At 69.4% G+C, this 15,397-nt stretch carries 12 protein-coding genes; 4 read left to right on the top strand and 8 right to left on the bottom strand.

Translation table 11 applies throughout. From position 1 onward, the window contains the following. Nucleotides 1–56: 56 nt before the first annotated feature. The 6 genes from LGM42_RS10575 to LGM42_RS10550 form a co-directional block, all read right to left on the bottom strand. On the bottom strand, nt 57–1,052 hold the full coding sequence (locus LGM42_RS10575) for a serine protease (protein ID WP_226232181.1): 996 nt from the start codon (nt 1,050–1,052) through the stop codon (nt 57–59). 238 nt (nt 1,053–1,290) lie between these two features. Next, the gene (gene uraH / locus LGM42_RS10570) at nt 1,291–1,626 is read right to left on the bottom strand and encodes a hydroxyisourate hydrolase (protein WP_226232180.1); all 336 of its coding nucleotides are present in this window, start codon (nt 1,624–1,626) and stop codon (nt 1,291–1,293) included. A gap of 34 nt (nt 1,627–1,660) precedes the next feature. Further along, on the bottom strand, nt 1,661–2,194 hold the full coding sequence (locus LGM42_RS10565) for a hydroxyisourate hydrolase (RefSeq protein WP_060314876.1): 534 nt from the start codon (nt 2,192–2,194) through the stop codon (nt 1,661–1,663). Nucleotides 2,195–2,197: 3 nt separating this feature from the next. After that, the gene (locus LGM42_RS10560) at nt 2,198–2,914 is read right to left on the bottom strand and encodes an outer membrane protein (RefSeq protein ID WP_226232179.1); all 717 of its coding nucleotides are present in this window, start codon (nt 2,912–2,914) and stop codon (nt 2,198–2,200) included. A gap of 122 nt (nt 2,915–3,036) precedes the next feature. Next, on the bottom strand, nt 3,037–3,675 hold the full coding sequence (locus tag LGM42_RS10555) for a response regulator transcription factor (protein WP_226232178.1): 639 nt from the start codon (nt 3,673–3,675) through the stop codon (nt 3,037–3,039). Continuing rightward, on the bottom strand, nt 3,672–5,126 hold the full coding sequence (locus LGM42_RS10550) for a sensor histidine kinase (protein WP_060314886.1): 1,455 nt from the start codon (nt 5,124–5,126) through the stop codon (nt 3,672–3,674). The genes LGM42_RS10555 and LGM42_RS10550 overlap by 4 nt, the downstream gene beginning before the upstream one ends. Nucleotides 5,127–5,569: 443 nt before the next feature. Between LGM42_RS10550 and LGM42_RS10545 the strand changes: the two genes are divergently transcribed. From LGM42_RS10545 to LGM42_RS10530, 4 genes are all read left to right on the top strand, one after another. Then, nucleotides 5,570–6,382 (top strand): winged-helix domain-containing protein, encoded by an 813-nt coding sequence (locus LGM42_RS10545; RefSeq protein WP_226232177.1) that lies wholly within the window; start codon nt 5,570–5,572, stop codon nt 6,380–6,382. 67 nt (nt 6,383–6,449) lie between these two features. Beyond that, nucleotides 6,450–9,452 carry an ATP-binding protein gene (locus tag LGM42_RS10540; protein WP_226232176.1) on the top strand — a complete coding sequence of 1,001 codons (3,003 nt, stop codon included), beginning with the start codon at nt 6,450–6,452 and terminating at the stop codon, nt 9,450–9,452. A gap of 201 nt (nt 9,453–9,653) precedes the next feature. Continuing rightward, complete coding sequence (locus LGM42_RS10535; RefSeq protein ID WP_226232175.1) at nt 9,654–12,575, top strand: ESPR-type extended signal peptide-containing protein; 2,922 nt, start codon at nt 9,654–9,656, stop codon at nt 12,573–12,575. Nucleotides 12,576–12,806: 231 nt separating this feature from the next. Continuing rightward, nucleotides 12,807–13,496 carry a response regulator gene (locus tag LGM42_RS10530; protein WP_226232174.1) on the top strand — a complete coding sequence of 230 codons (690 nt, stop codon included), beginning with the start codon at nt 12,807–12,809 and terminating at the stop codon, nt 13,494–13,496. A gap of 129 nt (nt 13,497–13,625) precedes the next feature. On the opposite strand, the gene LGM42_RS10525 is transcribed toward LGM42_RS10530, so the two are convergent. Then, nucleotides 13,626–14,345: a response regulator transcription factor gene (locus LGM42_RS10525; protein ID WP_226232173.1), complete on the bottom strand. Its 720-nt coding sequence runs from the start codon at nt 14,343–14,345 to the stop codon at nt 13,626–13,628. Nucleotides 14,346–14,624: 279 nt separating this feature from the next. Next, the gene (locus tag LGM42_RS10520) at nt 14,625–15,347 is read right to left on the bottom strand and encodes an OmpA family protein (RefSeq protein WP_226232172.1); all 723 of its coding nucleotides are present in this window, start codon (nt 15,345–15,347) and stop codon (nt 14,625–14,627) included. Between the last annotated feature and the right edge of the window lie 50 nt (nt 15,348–15,397).

Genomic DNA, 15,397 nt, shown 5'->3' with positions numbered 1-15,397 from the left:
GTCGCCGGAGCAGTCCGTCCGTCGACACGCGCCGCGCGCCGCGCGACGCTCGCCGGTCAGTGCCCGATCAACCGCGTGTGACTCGGCAGTTCGACCGAGAGATCGGTGCCGCCCGCGGCCGGCCGCGACGTGTCGCGCGTCGCGGCAAGCCATTGAGCGAACTCGGCGGCCGTCATGCCGACGGCCTCGGCCGAATTCGATACCGGCGCGGCCGGCGGTGTATCGGTCGCCCCGGTCACCGGTTGCGCATGCGGCGTCGCGCCGCGTGCCGCGGTCGCCGCATGTTGCGCGGCAGGCGCGTTCACGCCCGCCTGACGCGCGGCCTTGCCGCGCGACGCCCCAGCGGATTTCGTCGCCGGCCGCGCCGCGGCCACCGCAACCGGCTCGCCCGCCGACGCTCCACGATCGGCACGCGGCGCCGCGGCTTCGGCGACGACGGCATTCGACGCGACAGCCATCGCAACGGCCACCGGCTCGGCCGCCGATCCGGCGACGTGCGACGCACGCGCTTCCGCGGACGCGGTTTGCGCCACCACCGTCGCGGCGGCCTTCATCTGCGCATCCGTCGGTGCCGGACTATCCGCCCGCACGATCGCGACTTCCGCGGCGTGGCCCGTCGCCCGCGCGACTTCCGTCGCCGCGACGGCCGCCGTCGGCGCGGCCGCGATCGCCGTCGAATACGCCGCGTCGTGCTCGGCCGCGTGCTGGCGCTCGTCGATCAGATGCGTCGCGAAGATGCACGTCGCGCCGAACAGCGCGCACGCCATCAGCGTCAGCCGCCAGCGGCGGCGCAGCGGATGCGGGCGCACCCAGGCGCGGTTGTCGGAGCCGAAGTCGGCCGCGCGTACGGCCTTGACGGGCCGCGCGGCCCTGGCGACGTTGCCGCCGTCCGCCGCAGGTGCCGGCACGCGGGCCGCGCCGTGGATATCGAACACGTGTTGCCGCGTCCGCCGGCCCGCCACGAACGGCCGGCGTCGCCGGCCGTACGGCGGCGGCACATCCGAGAACGGATGCACGAGCGGAATCGCGTAATGCCCGGTGATGTCCTGCATGCTCATGATGTCGACGACGCATTGCGCGACATCCGCCGCGGCAATCCGTGCTCCCGTAGTTGAACGAATGGCTTCGAGTATCGCCGTCGCGCCGGTTCCGGTAAATCGGACTGCGCCACCTTCGGTCCGGGACGATGGTCAGCCTGGTCCTACCCGCGCCCGGGCGGTCGAACGGACGGCGCCTCCCCGCTCGGGCCCTGCGCCGAACCCTCGCGCCCTCGCGCCGTCCGCCGACCGTTCAACTGCCGCGATACGTCGACACGTACCACGGCGAACACAGCAGCGGCACGTGATAGTGCTGCGACGGGTCGGTCACCGTGAAGCGCACCGGCACGACGTCCAGCAACGCGTCCGGCTCCCTGAAATACTCGCCGAGGTGAAACCGCAGCTCGAAGTCGCCGCCGCGCGCGAGATCGCCGTCGAGCATCGGCGCGTCGTTGCGGCCGTCCGCGTTGCTGGCTGCGCGCGCGACGAGCAGCGGCGGCGTCTCGCCCATGTCGTAGAGCTCGATGCGCACGCCGACCAACGGCTTGCCGCTCGCGATATCGAGCACGTGCGTGCTGATCCCTGTCATGTCCTGTCCTTTCGCGGTGGCGTGATCACGTGCGTCATGTGCCGCGGTACACCGTGTAGCTCCACGGCCCGAACTGCACCGGAAGATGCAGCCGTTCGTCGTCGCGCGCGATCCGGAACCGGATCGGCACGATCGTGAGAAACGGCGACCGCACGTCGCGGCCGCGGAAGTACTCGCCGACGTGCAGCATCAGCGCGTACGTCCCCGCGCGATATGCGTCGCCGGCCAGCAGCGGCGCGCCGGTGCCGCCGCGTGCATCGACGGTGGCGGTGCGCAGCGGCACGTCTTGCGCGCCGTCGACACGCGACAGCTCGACGCGCATGCCTTCGGCCGGGACGCCGTGCAGCATGTCGACGATCCGCACTGTAAGATCGGCCGAGGCGTTGCGCCGCACACCGCGCGCGTTGCCCGGCACGGGCGGCACGTCAGCCGCCCACGCGGGCATGGCCGCCAGCCCGGCCGTCGCCAGCACGAGCCTGCGCCGCCCCGAATCGATCACGTCCTTCATGCGCTCGGCCTCCATCAGCGTCTTCGCGCGGGCACGCGTGCGGCCTGCCCGCTCGCCCATTCATCAGAAGCGGCCGCGCAGGCCGATGAACACTTCGTTCGACGACAGCTTCGACTTCAACTGTTCGTCGCGCGCGTTGATGCGGTTCGCGAACGTGTTGAAGCCGGTCTCGACGTTGCCCATGTCGACATAGCGATACCCGAGGTCGATCGAGAAGCGCTTGTTGATCGCATAGCTCACGCCCGCGCCGGCCGAGTACGCGAGGTTGGTCTGCGTCTTCGATGCGAAGCGGCGCGTGTCGTTGGTTTGCCAGCCGTCGGCCGACACGATCGCGACACCGATGCCGAGCGTGCCGTACACGGAGAAGCCGCGGCCGAGGTCGAAGTCCTTGTAGCCGTTCAGCATCAGGCGCTGCGCCGACACGTGGAATTCGTTCGCGTTCGCGTCGAACGGCGCCCAGTAGCTGGTGAAATTGTTGGTGCGCTTGAACACGTATTCGCCTTCCGCACGCCAGCCGTTGCCGAACTGGTAGCCGAGGCCGAGCGAGCCGGTGACGTTCGAGCCCGTCTCCGGGCCGCCGACGCGGCTCGCGACGCGCGGGCTCGTCAGCTCCATGTTCACCGCGTTGTCGAACGCGCCGATGACGCGGCCCGTCGCGTAGTAGCCGGCGTCGCCGAGCTCGGCGGTCTTCTTCGTTTCCGGCACGGCGACGGTATCGGCAAAAGCGGCACCCGAGAACAGCAGGGCCAGCGTGGACGGCAGAGCAAAGCGCTTGATCATGATGAATCGAATCCTTGACGATGGATGACTTGTCGGAGAAGCCGTCATCGTAGGAATCGCGCCGCGATCGTTGAACCCGTTCGGCTACGGGTTGCGCCTCCGTAGCGCTACGGAGGAGTCGCCTATGGCAGCGCCGAGCCCGCGAGCAGCGCGTAATCACGCACAAGCTCGACGAGCGACGCGGCCTGCAGCTTGTCGAACACGTTCGCGCGATAGGTCTCGACGGTGCGCGGCGACAGCCCGAGTTCGCGCGCGATCTCCTTGTTGCTCCAGCCGCGCACGATGCCGTCGAGCACCTCCCGTTCGCGCGCGCTCAACGTCGCGACGCGGGCCGCGCGCGTCTGGCCGGCGTCGTCGTGCCCGCGTTGCGCCGCCTGCCGGCGCAGCGCCTGCTGAACCGTGTCGATCAGCTCGTCGTCGTCCACCGGCTTGCGCAGGAAATCGAGCGCGCCGCGCTTGAACGCGCGCCGGCACGCATCGACGTTGCCGTGGCCGGTCATCACGATCACCGGCAGGTCGCGCCGCGCGCGCAGTTCGTCGAGCGCGTCGAGGCCGCTCATCCCCGGCATCCGGATGTCGAGCAGCACGCAGCCGAGCGCCGCGTCGTCCGCATCCGCAAGAAAAGCCGATGCGCCCGGATAGCATCGCGTGGTCACGCCGACGGAACGCAGGAGCAGCGCGAGCCCGTCGCGCACGGCTTCGTCGTCGTCGACGATCGCGACGACCGTTGCGTCGCGCGCCGAATGAAGCGGGTCGTTCATGCGGCCTCCTCTGCCAGCGGCAACGACAGCACGGCCTCGACACCGCCCGACGGCAGGTTGCGCACCGTCAGCGCGCCGTCCTGGCGCTGCGCGAGCGTGTCGCACAGCGGCAGCCCGAGGCCGAGCCCGCGCGCGCGCGTCGTGAAGAACGGTTCGAACAGGCGCGGCAGCGCGTCTTCGGGCACGCCGGGGCCGTTGTCGACGACGCTGAAGCGGTAATGCCGGCCGACGCGCGCGCCGCTCACGCGGATCTCGCCGCGCGACGTGCCGGTGCCGGCCGCGGTACCGGCGCCGGCCAGCGCATCGCGCGCGTTCTGGATCAGGTTGTGCAGGATCTGCTCGACCGCGATCGGCTCGGCGAACGGCCGCTCGCGCGGCGCCGCGTTGTGCCAGCCGAGCGCGACGTGCTCGCGCGCGCATTCGTCGCGATACAGGAACAGCAGCGTGTTCATCATCGCATCGGGATCGAGCGTGCGGCGCTCGCCGCCATGCGCGGTGGCGACGGCCTCGCGCATGCGTTCCAGGATCGCCGCCGCGCGCTTCGCCTGCGCGACGCTCGTCCGCAGCGCGCGGCGCACGCTGTCGCGCTCGTCGGGTTGATCGAGCAGGCGTTCGGCCGCACGCACGTGGCTGACGATCGCCGCGAGCGGCTGGTTCAGTTCGTGCGCGAGGCCGGCGGCCATTTCGCCGAAGGTATCGAGCCGGCCGAAGCGGTCGAGCCGCGCGCGGGCATCCTCGCGGCGCCGCGCCTCGCGCAACCGCCACGCGACGAGCGCGCCCGCGACGAGCAGCGCGGCCACGGCGTTCCACAACGCGATCGGCAGCCACGGCAGATCAGCGGCCGTCAGCGTGCGCGTGGTGTGCAGCACGAATGCCTGCGGCTGCGCGGGCAGGTGCTTCTCCAGACGCATCGTCCAGCCGGGCAGTGGGCTGCCGGAAGCACGCGACAGCAAGTCGATACGGCGATCGCGCACCGCCAGCGCCGCCGATGAAATCGCCGACGACCAGTCGCCCGCCGGAATCATCCGGCGCGGATCGACACGCACGGCCCAGCCGGAATTCGCCACGAGCCAGTACGCGGCAGCGCCGTCGAACACCAACGCGAACGGTTTGCCGGGCCTCGGCCGCAGCGGCTCGGCCGGCGCCGGTCCGCCATCGGTCCGCCAGCCCGCGCCGGCCCGCCAGTACGCGAGCCCGTCGACCTGCGGCATCCGCTCGCGCAGGCTGTCGAGCATGTGCGCGGGCGGCGCGGCCAGCGACGACGCGCCGAGCGTCGCGAGGATCGCCTCGTGCTGCGCGGCCTTCTGCGCGAGCAGGCGGATCGTGATGCTCGAATCCTGGAAGAAGCGGCCGTACGCGTCGGCGACCGCGCGCGACACGACGAACGCGGTGCCGGCCAGGCTGAGCGCGAGCCACGCCAGCAGCGCGACGACGCGGATGGAAGGTTTCATGGGCAACGAAAATTCGGCAATGGATGACGGATGGCACGCGGCGCGGCGCACGGTCCGCGCGATGCGGCGAACGCGGAGGGGCCGTCGCGACGCCACACGCGATGCGCTCCATTGTCGGCAACTCCGCACGGCCTGTGGTCCGAATGCCGTTATGTTTCTTGTCAGACCCGTCCCAAAGATGCGCTTTCCGCGGCAGCGTCGCGCAGTTTCGGACTGGACTGATTTTCTTCAGACTCCGAAACGACCACAATCGGCCTGCCTGTTCTCTGCCTCCGGGAGATCAGGCTCCATAGTCGATATTTTCCCGCCCTCTCCGGCGGGACTTTTTTGGACGGCATCGCGCCGCTACCCGCCCGGAACCTTCCGGCCATGATCCCGTTTCTTTTCTTCCGGTCGCGAACGCACGCGGCATCCGCGCCGCACCGGCTTCGCGCGAGCGCACCGTGACCGACGCCCCTTCCACCGCCATCGCGATCCTGACGATCGACCATCCGAGCCGCGGCATGTTCGACGACCGGCTGCGCCGCGCGGGCCATGGCTACGATCGGCTGCGCATCGACGACATCCTGCGCCGCGCCGGCTACCGGCCGTTGCGCTTCGAATATCTGACCGACCTGCTCGCGGCCTGCGACACGCGCGCGTTCGATCTCTTCATCGTGCAATGCGAAACGGCCTGCCGCCGCACGACGGACGCGATCCACGCGCTACGCGCACGTTTCGCCGGCACCGTGGCGATCGTGTCGATCAGCCAGCGCGACGCCGAGCTCGCGGGCTCGGCCTGTTTCGTGGCCGGCGCGAACGAGCATCTGCCGTACGCGGCGCCGCCGGACACGCTGATCGGCAGCATCGCGACGTGGCTGCGCTGGTCCCATCACCGTGCGATCCATCATCGCCACTGGCGGATCGGACAGTTCGAGTTCGATACGGCCGCGCGCAGCGTGACCGTCGCCGGCCGCGAGCACGTGCTGACCGAGAAGCACTTCCAGATCGCGACCGCGTTCTTCCTGAACATGGGCCGTGCGCTCGATCGCGCGCACGTGAGCCAACTGGTGTGGGGCTCGCTCGTCGCGTCGCACAGCCGGCGGCTCGACACGCACGTCGCGTATCTGCGCGACCGGCTCGAACTCGACGGGCGGCACGGCGTGCGAATGATGACGATGTACGGCTTCGGGTACCGGCTCGTCACGTGCGAGCCGGACGAGCCGCCCGGGCCGGACCCGCGCCGGGCCGACGGCACGCGCGCCGCGCAACCCTGACGGGCAGCGTTGCGTACCGATCGGACTCCATTATCATGGGGGCACCTTGGCCGACCGCCCCGCCCCGATGGACCACCGCGCCGCACCCGATCGATCCCGTCCCGCCGCCGGCCCGTCCGCCGAACCGACGCCGGCCGGCCGCCGCCAGCGCGCGCTGCTGTATGGCGGCGGCGTCGCGGTGACCGTCGCGATCCTGCTCGCCAGCGGGCTGATGCTCTACACGATGGCGCGCGAGGCGATCCAGGCGCGCTATACGACGTTCGCGGTGCGCCAGTTCCTCGTCCAGATCGAATTCAAGATGCGCACGACGGGCATGGACACGCTCGTCACGCACGACGAAGCCGTGTGGAACGCGCGCCCGACCGACCCGGCGCGCGTGGCCGCGCTCGCGTCCGGACGCGGCCGGCTCGTGATCCAGGGCAGCCCGACCTTCCCGCCCACGCTGGTGCTCGCCGACCTGTCGGCCACGCAGCCGGCCGAGCGCTACGCGCACGATCTCGCAATGGCGAGCGACATGAGCTACCGCGTCGGCGCCTATGTCGCGAAACACGACGCCGACCGCGCGATCGCCGGCTACGCGTACCGCCCCGACCGCAGCTTCGCGGTCGTCATTCCGGAGCCCGTGCCGGCCGATCCGCTGACTGCTTCGCCGAATGCCGATGCGCACACGCTCGTCGCGAAAGTCGCAGCCGGCATCGACACGCCGCCGCCCGGGCAATACGAATGGCATCCGCCCGTCTACGATCCGGTGCAGCGGCGCGACGTGTTCCGGATCGCCGGCGCCGTCTATGACCGGCACATGCCGCGCGTGGTGTTCCTGTCGACACTGCCCGTCGACGTGCTGCGCACGCGACTGACGATGGGCGAGACGACCGACGCCGCGATCGTCGCCGACACGCACGGCCGCACGCTCCTGCGCGCCGGCACGGCCGCCAGCGACGACGCGACGCTCGCGTCGGTCGAACGCCTCGGCGCACGCGCGCGCGCGGCGCTCGGCAAAAGCGGCCCGCGCACCGCGTTCGGCGACGGCCTGTTTGCGCTGAGCCAGCCGATCCCCGACACCGACTGGACGCTCGTGCAGGCGTTCTCGCTGCGTTCGCTGCTCGCGACGATCGGCCTGCGCGCGGGCGGGTACGCCGCGATCATGCTGGCTGCGATCGCGCTCGTGTGGTGGCTGCTGGTGCGTTTCGACCGCCGCGTGCTGAAGCCCGACGAAGCGCGCCGCCGCCGCGTGATCGACAGCGAGAACCTGAACCGCACGATCGTCGAGGCCGCGCCGTCCGGCATCGCGCTGCTGTCGCTCGCCGACGGCGCGGTGCTGCTGCAGAACGATACGATGCGCGACTACGACGCGCGCCGCGCGGGCGGGCCGTCGCTGCCGGCGCGGCTGCTCGCGCGCTTCGACCGCTCGGCCGGGACCGACGCGTGGCAGTCCGGCCTGCACGTGTCGCTGCCCACCGCCGACGGCAACGCGGTCGACCTGCTCGTCAACCTCGTGCGCACGCGCTACCGCGACGCGGACGTCGTGCTCGCCAACTTCTCCGACATCACGTCGCAGAAGAACGTCGAACGCGCGCTCGACAACGCGCGGCAGGCGGCCGACGCGGCGAACAACGCGAAATCCGCGTTCCTCGCGACCATGAGCCACGAGATCCGCACGCCGCTGAACGCGATCCTCGGCAATCTCGAACTGATCGGCCGCGAGCCGCTGGCGGACACGCAGCGCGAGCGGCTGCATACGGTCGAAGGTGCTTCATCGGTGCTGCTCGACCTGATCAACGACATCCTCGACCTGTCGAAGATCGAGGCCGGCCAGATGACGATCGAGGCGATCCCGTTCGATCTCGCCGACACGGTCCGGCAGACCGGTGCGATGTTCGAGCCGCTGGCCGCCGCGAAGGGGCTGCAATTCGACGTGTTCATCGACGATGCGCTGGCGCCCCGCTATCTCGGCGACCCGACGCGCATCCGGCAGATCGCCGCGAACCTCGTGGGCAACGCGATCAAGTTCACGAACCACGGCGAAATCACGCTCGAGGTGTACCTGCGCGACGACGCCGATCCCGCGTCGCCGATCGCGATCGGCGTCAGCGACACGGGCATCGGAATGACCGACGAACAGCGCGCGACGCTGTTCCGCCCGTTCACGCAGGCCGATACGTCGATCACGCGGCGCTACGGCGGCACGGGCCTCGGGCTCGCGCTGACGAAGCAGCTCACGCAGATGATGCACGGCGCGATCGACGTGAAGAGCGAAGCCGGCCACGGCAGCACGTTCGTCGTCACGCTGCCGCTGCGCGCGGCGACCGGCGAGCAGATCGCCGCGCAGGACGCGGCGCGCGCCGACGATGCAGCAACGCTTCCGTCGGTCGCCGCGCGTGTGCTGGTGGTCGACGATCATCCGGTGAACCGCAAGCTGCTGCAGGGGCAGCTCGTCACGCTCGGCTATGCGGCGGACGCGGCCGAGGAAGGGGCGGCCGCATTGCGGCGCTGTACCGATACGCGCTACGACCTCGTGATGACCGACCTGAACATGCCGGGCATGGACGGCTATACGCTGGCCCGCGTGCTGCGCGCGCAGTATCCGGACCTGCCGGTGGTCGCGGTCACCGCGCATGCGAGCGCGGCCGAGCATGCGCGCTGCGCGGAAGCGGGGATCGTCGCGGTGCTGGTGAAGCCGGTGCTGCTCGACACGATCGACCGCACCGTGCGGCGCTATGCGCATGCGGTGCCCGCGCGGGCGGCGGCGCAGCAAACGCTGGTCGATCTGGCCGAAGGTCCGCTGCCACCGGACGTGCACGCGCTGCTCGACGCGAGCCTCGCGCACTCGCTGGGGGCGGCACGCGATGCGGTGTCGCGTGGCGACATCCCGGCGCTGCGGCATGAACTGCATTCGCTGCGCGGCGCGTTCGCGACGATTCACGAGCACGCGGTGGCCGATGCGGTCGGCGAATTGCAGGCAATCGTGCACGAAGGCGATTTGACGTCGTTCGATGCGCGGCTCGCGGAAGCGGAACGCCTTGCGCGGGATGCGCTGCAACGGCGCGCGACGCGGGCGCCGTCCGTCTGAACATGACGCGATCGGCCGTTTCCAGCCGGTCTTCTTCCCCTCCCCGATTCAACCTGCGAGCCTTGCCCCGCAATGCCGCTGCACGCGTGTAGGACTGGGCCTACACAGGCGCTATCTCGAATCAGCCGTGGACGACTGATTAGGACGAGGCCGATCCCTACCATCGGTTTGTGAACTGACAAACCGTAAGGAGTAGGGCAAATGAACAAGACCTATCGCAGCATCTGGAACGCGGCAACGAGCACGTGGACGGCCGTGGCCGAAACCGCGAAGTCGCATTCGAAAGGGTCGTCGCGCGCGGCGCGGCAGGCGGTGATCGCAATCACGCTGGGTACCGCGGCCATTGGCAGCGCGGCAGCAGCGGAGGCATGCACGACGGCGGACGGGTCGAGCGGCACGGTTGACGATGCAGGCGTGTGCCAGGCGGTGAATCAGAGCGAAATCGGCACCATGGGATCGATCGGCACCATGGCGGGGGGCTGGAGTTCGGGCAATGGTATTTCGATCTGGACGGGCAGCGGAACGGCAGCAAATGCCGCGACCGCCAGCGATATCTCGATCGGTAACGGGAGTAGCGCGCTCGGCGGGACTTCCACGGCCTTGGGCAACGGAGCAACCGCTGGCACCACCGCGGGCACCGCGATTGGCGCCAACGCCACGTCTACCGCAAGCTACGGACTCGCGATTGGTGCCGCAACGCAAGTGGGACGGGGGGCGGTTGTCGAGGCTACGGGTTCTGTGGCAATCGGCACGATTTCCCATGTCACCAGCGGTGCGAGCAGCGCCGTCGCGCTCGGCATGGGTTCCGTTGCACATGAAGCGAACACCGTCTCCGTCGGCGCCGGCATTCCCAACATCGACGGACAGACGTTCACTCGCCGGATCGTCAACGTGTCGGCAGGCACCGCTGACAACGATGCCGTGAACCTCGGCCAGTTGAATACAGGTCTGTCGACGACGAACGCATCGATCGAGCGCACCAATACGGCTCTGTCGACGACCAATGCCACGCTGTCCACGACGAACGCGAGCCTGTCGACGACCAATGTCGCGCTTTCCACGACGAACGCGAACCTGTCGACGACCACCGCTTCGCTCTCCACGACCAATTCGACGCTGTCGACGACCAACGTCCAGTTGGCCGGGCTCGACAGCGACATGAAGGTCGCAAAGGGCGATATCGAAACGATCAACGATCAACTTGCCGGCCTGTCGGGCGGCACGATCGGCCTCGTCCAGCAAGCGGCCGCGGGCGCGGACCTCACGGTCGGCGCGAACACCGACGGCGACACCGTGAACTTCACCGGCACGGCGGGCACCCGCACGCTCACCGGCGTCACGGCCGGCGATGTTTCGACGGCCAGCACCGACGCCGTCAACGGTTCGCAGTTGCATGGCGTTGCCGACAGCGTCGCATCGGCCATCGGCGGCGGCTCGACCGTCAATGCCGACGGCTCGATCTCCGCACCGTCCTTCACCGTTGGCGACGGCAGCGGTGGCACGAAGGTCGTCAACTCAGTCGGCGACGTCGTCACCAACCTCGACGGCCGCACGACGACTAACGAAGGTGACATCAAGAAGCTCGCCGACGAAATCGGCAGCGGTACGGTCGGCCTCGTCCAGCAAGCCAACCCGGGCGACGACATCACCGTCGGCGCGAACACCGACGGCGCAGCGGTGAACTTCGCCGGCACCGCTGGCAACCGCAAGCTGACGGGCATTGCGGCAGGCGACGTATCGGCCGCCAGCAGCGAAGCCGTGAACGGTTCGCAATTGCACGGCGTAGCCGACAGCGTCGCATCGGCGATCGGCGGCGGCTCGACCGTCAATGCCGACGGCTCGATCTCCGCACCGAGCTTCACGGTCGGCGACGGCAGCGGCGGCACGAAGATCGTCAACTCGGTCGGCGACGCCGTCACCAACCTCGACGGGCGTGTCACCGACAACGAAGGCGGCATCAAGAAGCTCGCAGATCAGCTCGGCAGCGGCACGGTCGGCCTCGTTCGGCAGGACGCGACGAGCGGAATGATCACGGTCGGCGCGGGCGGCGCCGGCTCGGTCGTCAACTTCGCCGGCAGCGGTGGCCCGCGCGTGCTGTCCGGCGTCGCGAACGGCGTGAACGACGACGATGTCGTGACCGTCTCGCAGCTTCGTGCAACCGGGTTGATCGACTACACGGGCAAGGAAGTCGGCGCGGTCACGTACGACAGCGGCCTCTCGTTCGATTCCGTGACCTTCGCCGGCACGGACGGCACGGTGCTGCGGCAGGTCGCGGCGGGCCAAATCAGCGCGACCAGCATGGAAGCCGTCAACGGCGGCCAGCTCTACGCGCTGCAAGAGCAGTTCGCGAAGCAGTACGGCGATCTGTCGGGCCGCTTCGACGATCTGTCCAGCCGTGTCGGCGAACTCGAAACCAACCCGGGCGACCCCGGCACGGGCGGGCCGGGCGCCGGCGGCCCGGGCACGGGCGAAGGTTCGACCGTCGTCGGCGAAGGTTCGAATGCGTCGGGCAAGAACAGCTCGGCCATCGGCAACGGCTCGGTCGCCTCGGGCGAGAACAGCTCGGCTGTTGGTCAGGGTTCGGTCGCCTCGGGCAAGGACAGCACAGCCGTCGGCCAAGGCTCGGTCGCATCGGGCGATGGCAGCACGGCGCTCGGCCAGGGCGCATCGGCCACCGGCAGCAACTCCGTCGCGATCGGCCAGGGTTCGGTGGCGACGGAAGCGAACACGGTCTCGTTCGGCGACGGCACCGCCGAAGGCAACCGCCGGCTCGTCAACATCGCCGACGGCATCAACGCATCCGACGCGGCGACGAAGGGCCAGCTCGACCGCGCGATGGAATCGGTTGACCAGCGCTTCAACGACACGAACCGCGCGATCAACGACGTCGCGAAGAACGCCTACGCCGGTATCGCGGCCGCGATGGCGATGCCGAACATGACGCCGTCGCAGCCGGGCAAGACGGTCGTCGCGGTCGGCGCCGCGAACTTCAAGAGCGGCTCGGCCATCGCGGCCGGCGCGACCTACCGTTCGCGCAACGGCAACTGGCTGGTGAACGGCGCGACGTCGGTCACCTCGGTCGGCGACGTGGGCGTCCGTGCGCAAGTCGGCTACGAGTTCTGACCGGACGGCTCCGCGCAAGCGGAGCGTCGACCCGAAGCGGGGGGAGCGATCCCCCCGCTTTTCGGCCGACGGCCAGTGGCGATTCCTCCGAGTTGCCACCGGCCGTCGGCGCGACGGCGTCGCGTCCGGCCAGCCGTTTCGCCGCCCGCGACGGCGCTCCCACGCCGGCTCCAACCTGCTCAACAACGCCGACCGCGCGCCAATCGGCGCCGCGCGACGCGTGAGAAATTCATGAACAATACCTTCCCCATCCGCATCGTGATCGCCGACGATCATCCGGCGATCGTCATCGGCGCGCGCTACGAACTGTCGGCGACGAACACCGTCACGGTCGTCGCGACCGCGCACGACTCGACGGAACTGATGGAAGCGCTCGCGAGCCATCCGTGCGACGTGCTCGTGTCCGACTACGCGATGCCCGGCAGCGATTACGGCGACGGGCTCGCGCTGTTCACGGCGATCCTGAAGCGCCATCCCGGCCTGAAGATCGTCGTGATGACGATGATGGAAAACGCGGTCGCGCTGCGTGCGCTGATGAATCTCGGCATCGCGTGCATCGTCAGCAAGTCGGACATGCCGAACCACCTGACGATGGCGATCCACGCGGCCTATACGAACGGCCGGTATCTGTCGCCGTCGATGGACAAGATCTTGCGCAACGCGGGCAGCGTGACCGGCAGGGCGCCGGCGCTGTCGGTGCGCGAAGTCGAGGTGATCCGGTTGTTTGCGTCGGGACTGTCGGTCAACGAGATCGCCGAGAAGCTGAATCGCAGCAAGAAGACTATCAGCACGCAGAAGAGTTCGGCGATGCAGAAGCTCGGCATCGAGCGCGACGTCGATCTGGTTCGCTACGCGATCGCGTGCGGGCTCGTGACCGATTACGGGTATGCGTCGGCGCAGGCGGCCGGCGAAACCGACTGATCTACCCGCAACCCGGAGATGAATGCATAGGCGCTCGCGGGGCACCGGTGCCGTGATCCGCGCCCGCGTGGCTTCACCGCGCGGATGGGCCGCTGCGCGCCGCCTCGATACGGCGCGTGACCACACGCGTCAGGCCGGATCGGCCCCCGGCGCGCCTTCCCCTTCCCCACCGCGCCCTTCGGTGCCGGCGGCGGCGACGATTCCGTTCTCGATCGCGTAGCGCAGCAGGTCGATGTCCTTGTCGACGCCGATCTTTTCCATCGCGCGCGCCTTCTGCGTGCTGATGGTTTTCTTGCTGCGGCTCAGCTTCTCCGCGATCTCGTTCACCGTCATGCCCGACGCATAGAGACGCACGACCTCGATCTCGCGCGCGCTCAATTCGCGCTTCTGGTCGACGGCCCGTGCGCTCGAATGCGACGTGAGCGTGCGCACGACCTTCTCGACCGACGGCGAGTAGTAGGTGCCGCCCGTCGCGGCCGCGTGAATCGCGGGAATCAGGTGATCGACCGTATCGGATTTGCTGACGATGCAGGTAATGCCGAGGCGCGTCAGCGCGCCGATCACCGCCGGGTTGTCGAGCATGGTCAGCACGACCAGCTTCGCGGCCGGGTAGTTGCGTTGCAGGTAGGAGAACAGCGTGATGCCGTCGCCGTGCGCGCCGCCCGGCATCGCGTAATCGGACACCACGACATCGCACGCGCCGGCATCGAGCAGGCGGATCAGTTCGGTCGAGCTGCCGGCCTTGCCGGTCAGCTGGATCGTCGGCACCGACGACAGCCCGTGCTCGACGCCGGCGAGCATCGCCGGATGGTCGTCGGCCAGTACCACGCGTATCAGATAGCTTCCCATAGTCGTCCAGATTTGCGCGGCCTGACGTCGTGGCGGAAACCGCCATGCACCGGCGCGGCGACGGCGCTCGCGCGCGTCGTGGATCGTAATTGGGCGCTATCTTCGCATGAAACCGGGGTGTCATCCATGGATCGGGCCGGCGGCCCGGCGCCGGGATGTGCGGTCGCACAAAAAAGCCGCCGGCTCGTGACGAGCGGGCGGCTTCGGCGCTTTGCCGGGCCGGGGCCGAGCAGGCGGATGCATCAGCGATGCTCGCCGCCCGGCGCGTCGCGTGTCGCGTCATCGCGCCTCGATCCGGATCTCGACGCGACGGTTCTGCGCGCGGCCTTCGGCCGTTGCATTGGTCGCGACCGGATCGGCGGCGCCGGCGCCTTCCGACACGAACGACTGCGCCTTCAGGCCGTTGCTGCTCAGGTAGTTCATCACGTTGCGCGCCCGCGAGGCCGACAGCGCGAGGTTGTGCGTCTCGCCGCCCGTCGAATCGGTGAAGCCCGTGACGGTCACGCGGCGGAATTCGATGCCGCGGTTGACGTCGATGAAGCGGTCGAGCTGGTTGCGCGCCTGCGGCGACAGCACGGCGCTGTCGAGCGCGAAGTTCGCGTCGCCTTGCAGCAGCACCTGGCGCTGCGGAACCGGCTGCGGCGCGGGGGCCGGCTGCGGTTGCGGCTGCGCGGCCGGCGCCGCGACGGGCGCCGGCTGCGGCTTGCCGCACATGAACGTGATTTCGCGCGGATCCTTCATCGGCGAGCGGCTGTACACGCGGTCGATCATCTCGAGCGGCATGAAGCCCTTGCCCTGACAGAATTCTTCCGCTGCGCGCGCGCAGGAATTGACGCTGCCCAGCAGGCCGTCGCAGCTCACGCGGAACACGTTGTCCGGCTTGCCCGGGATCGATACCGCGCGAATGTCGTAGGTGAGGCCCGATTGCGTCGTGCACGCACCGACGGCCATCGCGATCGCGCCGATCGATGCGGCGCGCAACAACAAGGTGGAAATTTTCATGATGAAAACGTCCGCCCGAAGGCGGACGGGAGAAATCGGATTAAAGGAAA

It is taken from the genome of Burkholderia sp. AU39826 (assembly GCF_020419965.1).
Taxonomy (GTDB): domain Bacteria; phylum Pseudomonadota; class Gammaproteobacteria; order Burkholderiales; family Burkholderiaceae; genus Burkholderia; species Burkholderia semiarida.
Note: the sequence above shows the minus strand (reverse complement) of the source record. Positions and strands in the feature narration are given on the sequence as shown.

What these genes read in the sequence shown, in the direction of transcription:
- LGM42_RS10575 (WP_226232181.1), bottom strand. Translation starts at nt 1,052, where the DNA reads ATGCAGGACATCACCGGGCATTACGCGATTCCGCTCGTGCATCCGTTC.
- uraH (WP_226232180.1), bottom strand. Translation starts at nt 1,626, where the DNA reads ATGACAGGGATCAGCACGCACGTGCTCGATATCGCGAGCGGCAAGCCG.
- LGM42_RS10565 (WP_060314876.1), bottom strand. Translation starts at nt 2,194, where the DNA reads ATGGGCGAGCGGGCAGGCCGCACGCGTGCCCGCGCGAAGACGCTGATG.
- LGM42_RS10560 (WP_226232179.1), bottom strand. Translation starts at nt 2,914, where the DNA reads ATGATCAAGCGCTTTGCTCTGCCGTCCACGCTGGCCCTGCTGTTCTCG.
- LGM42_RS10555 (WP_226232178.1), bottom strand. Translation starts at nt 3,675, where the DNA reads ATGAACGACCCGCTTCATTCGGCGCGCGACGCAACGGTCGTCGCGATC.
- LGM42_RS10550 (WP_060314886.1), bottom strand. Translation starts at nt 5,126, where the DNA reads ATGAAACCTTCCATCCGCGTCGTCGCGCTGCTGGCGTGGCTCGCGCTC.
- LGM42_RS10540 (WP_226232176.1), top strand. Translation starts at nt 6,450, where the DNA reads ATGGACCACCGCGCCGCACCCGATCGATCCCGTCCCGCCGCCGGCCCG.
- LGM42_RS10535 (WP_226232175.1), top strand. Translation starts at nt 9,654, where the DNA reads ATGAACAAGACCTATCGCAGCATCTGGAACGCGGCAACGAGCACGTGG.
- LGM42_RS10530 (WP_226232174.1), top strand. Translation starts at nt 12,807, where the DNA reads ATGAACAATACCTTCCCCATCCGCATCGTGATCGCCGACGATCATCCG.
- LGM42_RS10525 (WP_226232173.1), bottom strand. Translation starts at nt 14,345, where the DNA reads ATGGGAAGCTATCTGATACGCGTGGTACTGGCCGACGACCATCCGGCG.
- LGM42_RS10520 (WP_226232172.1), bottom strand. Translation starts at nt 15,347, where the DNA reads ATGAAAATTTCCACCTTGTTGTTGCGCGCCGCATCGATCGGCGCGATC.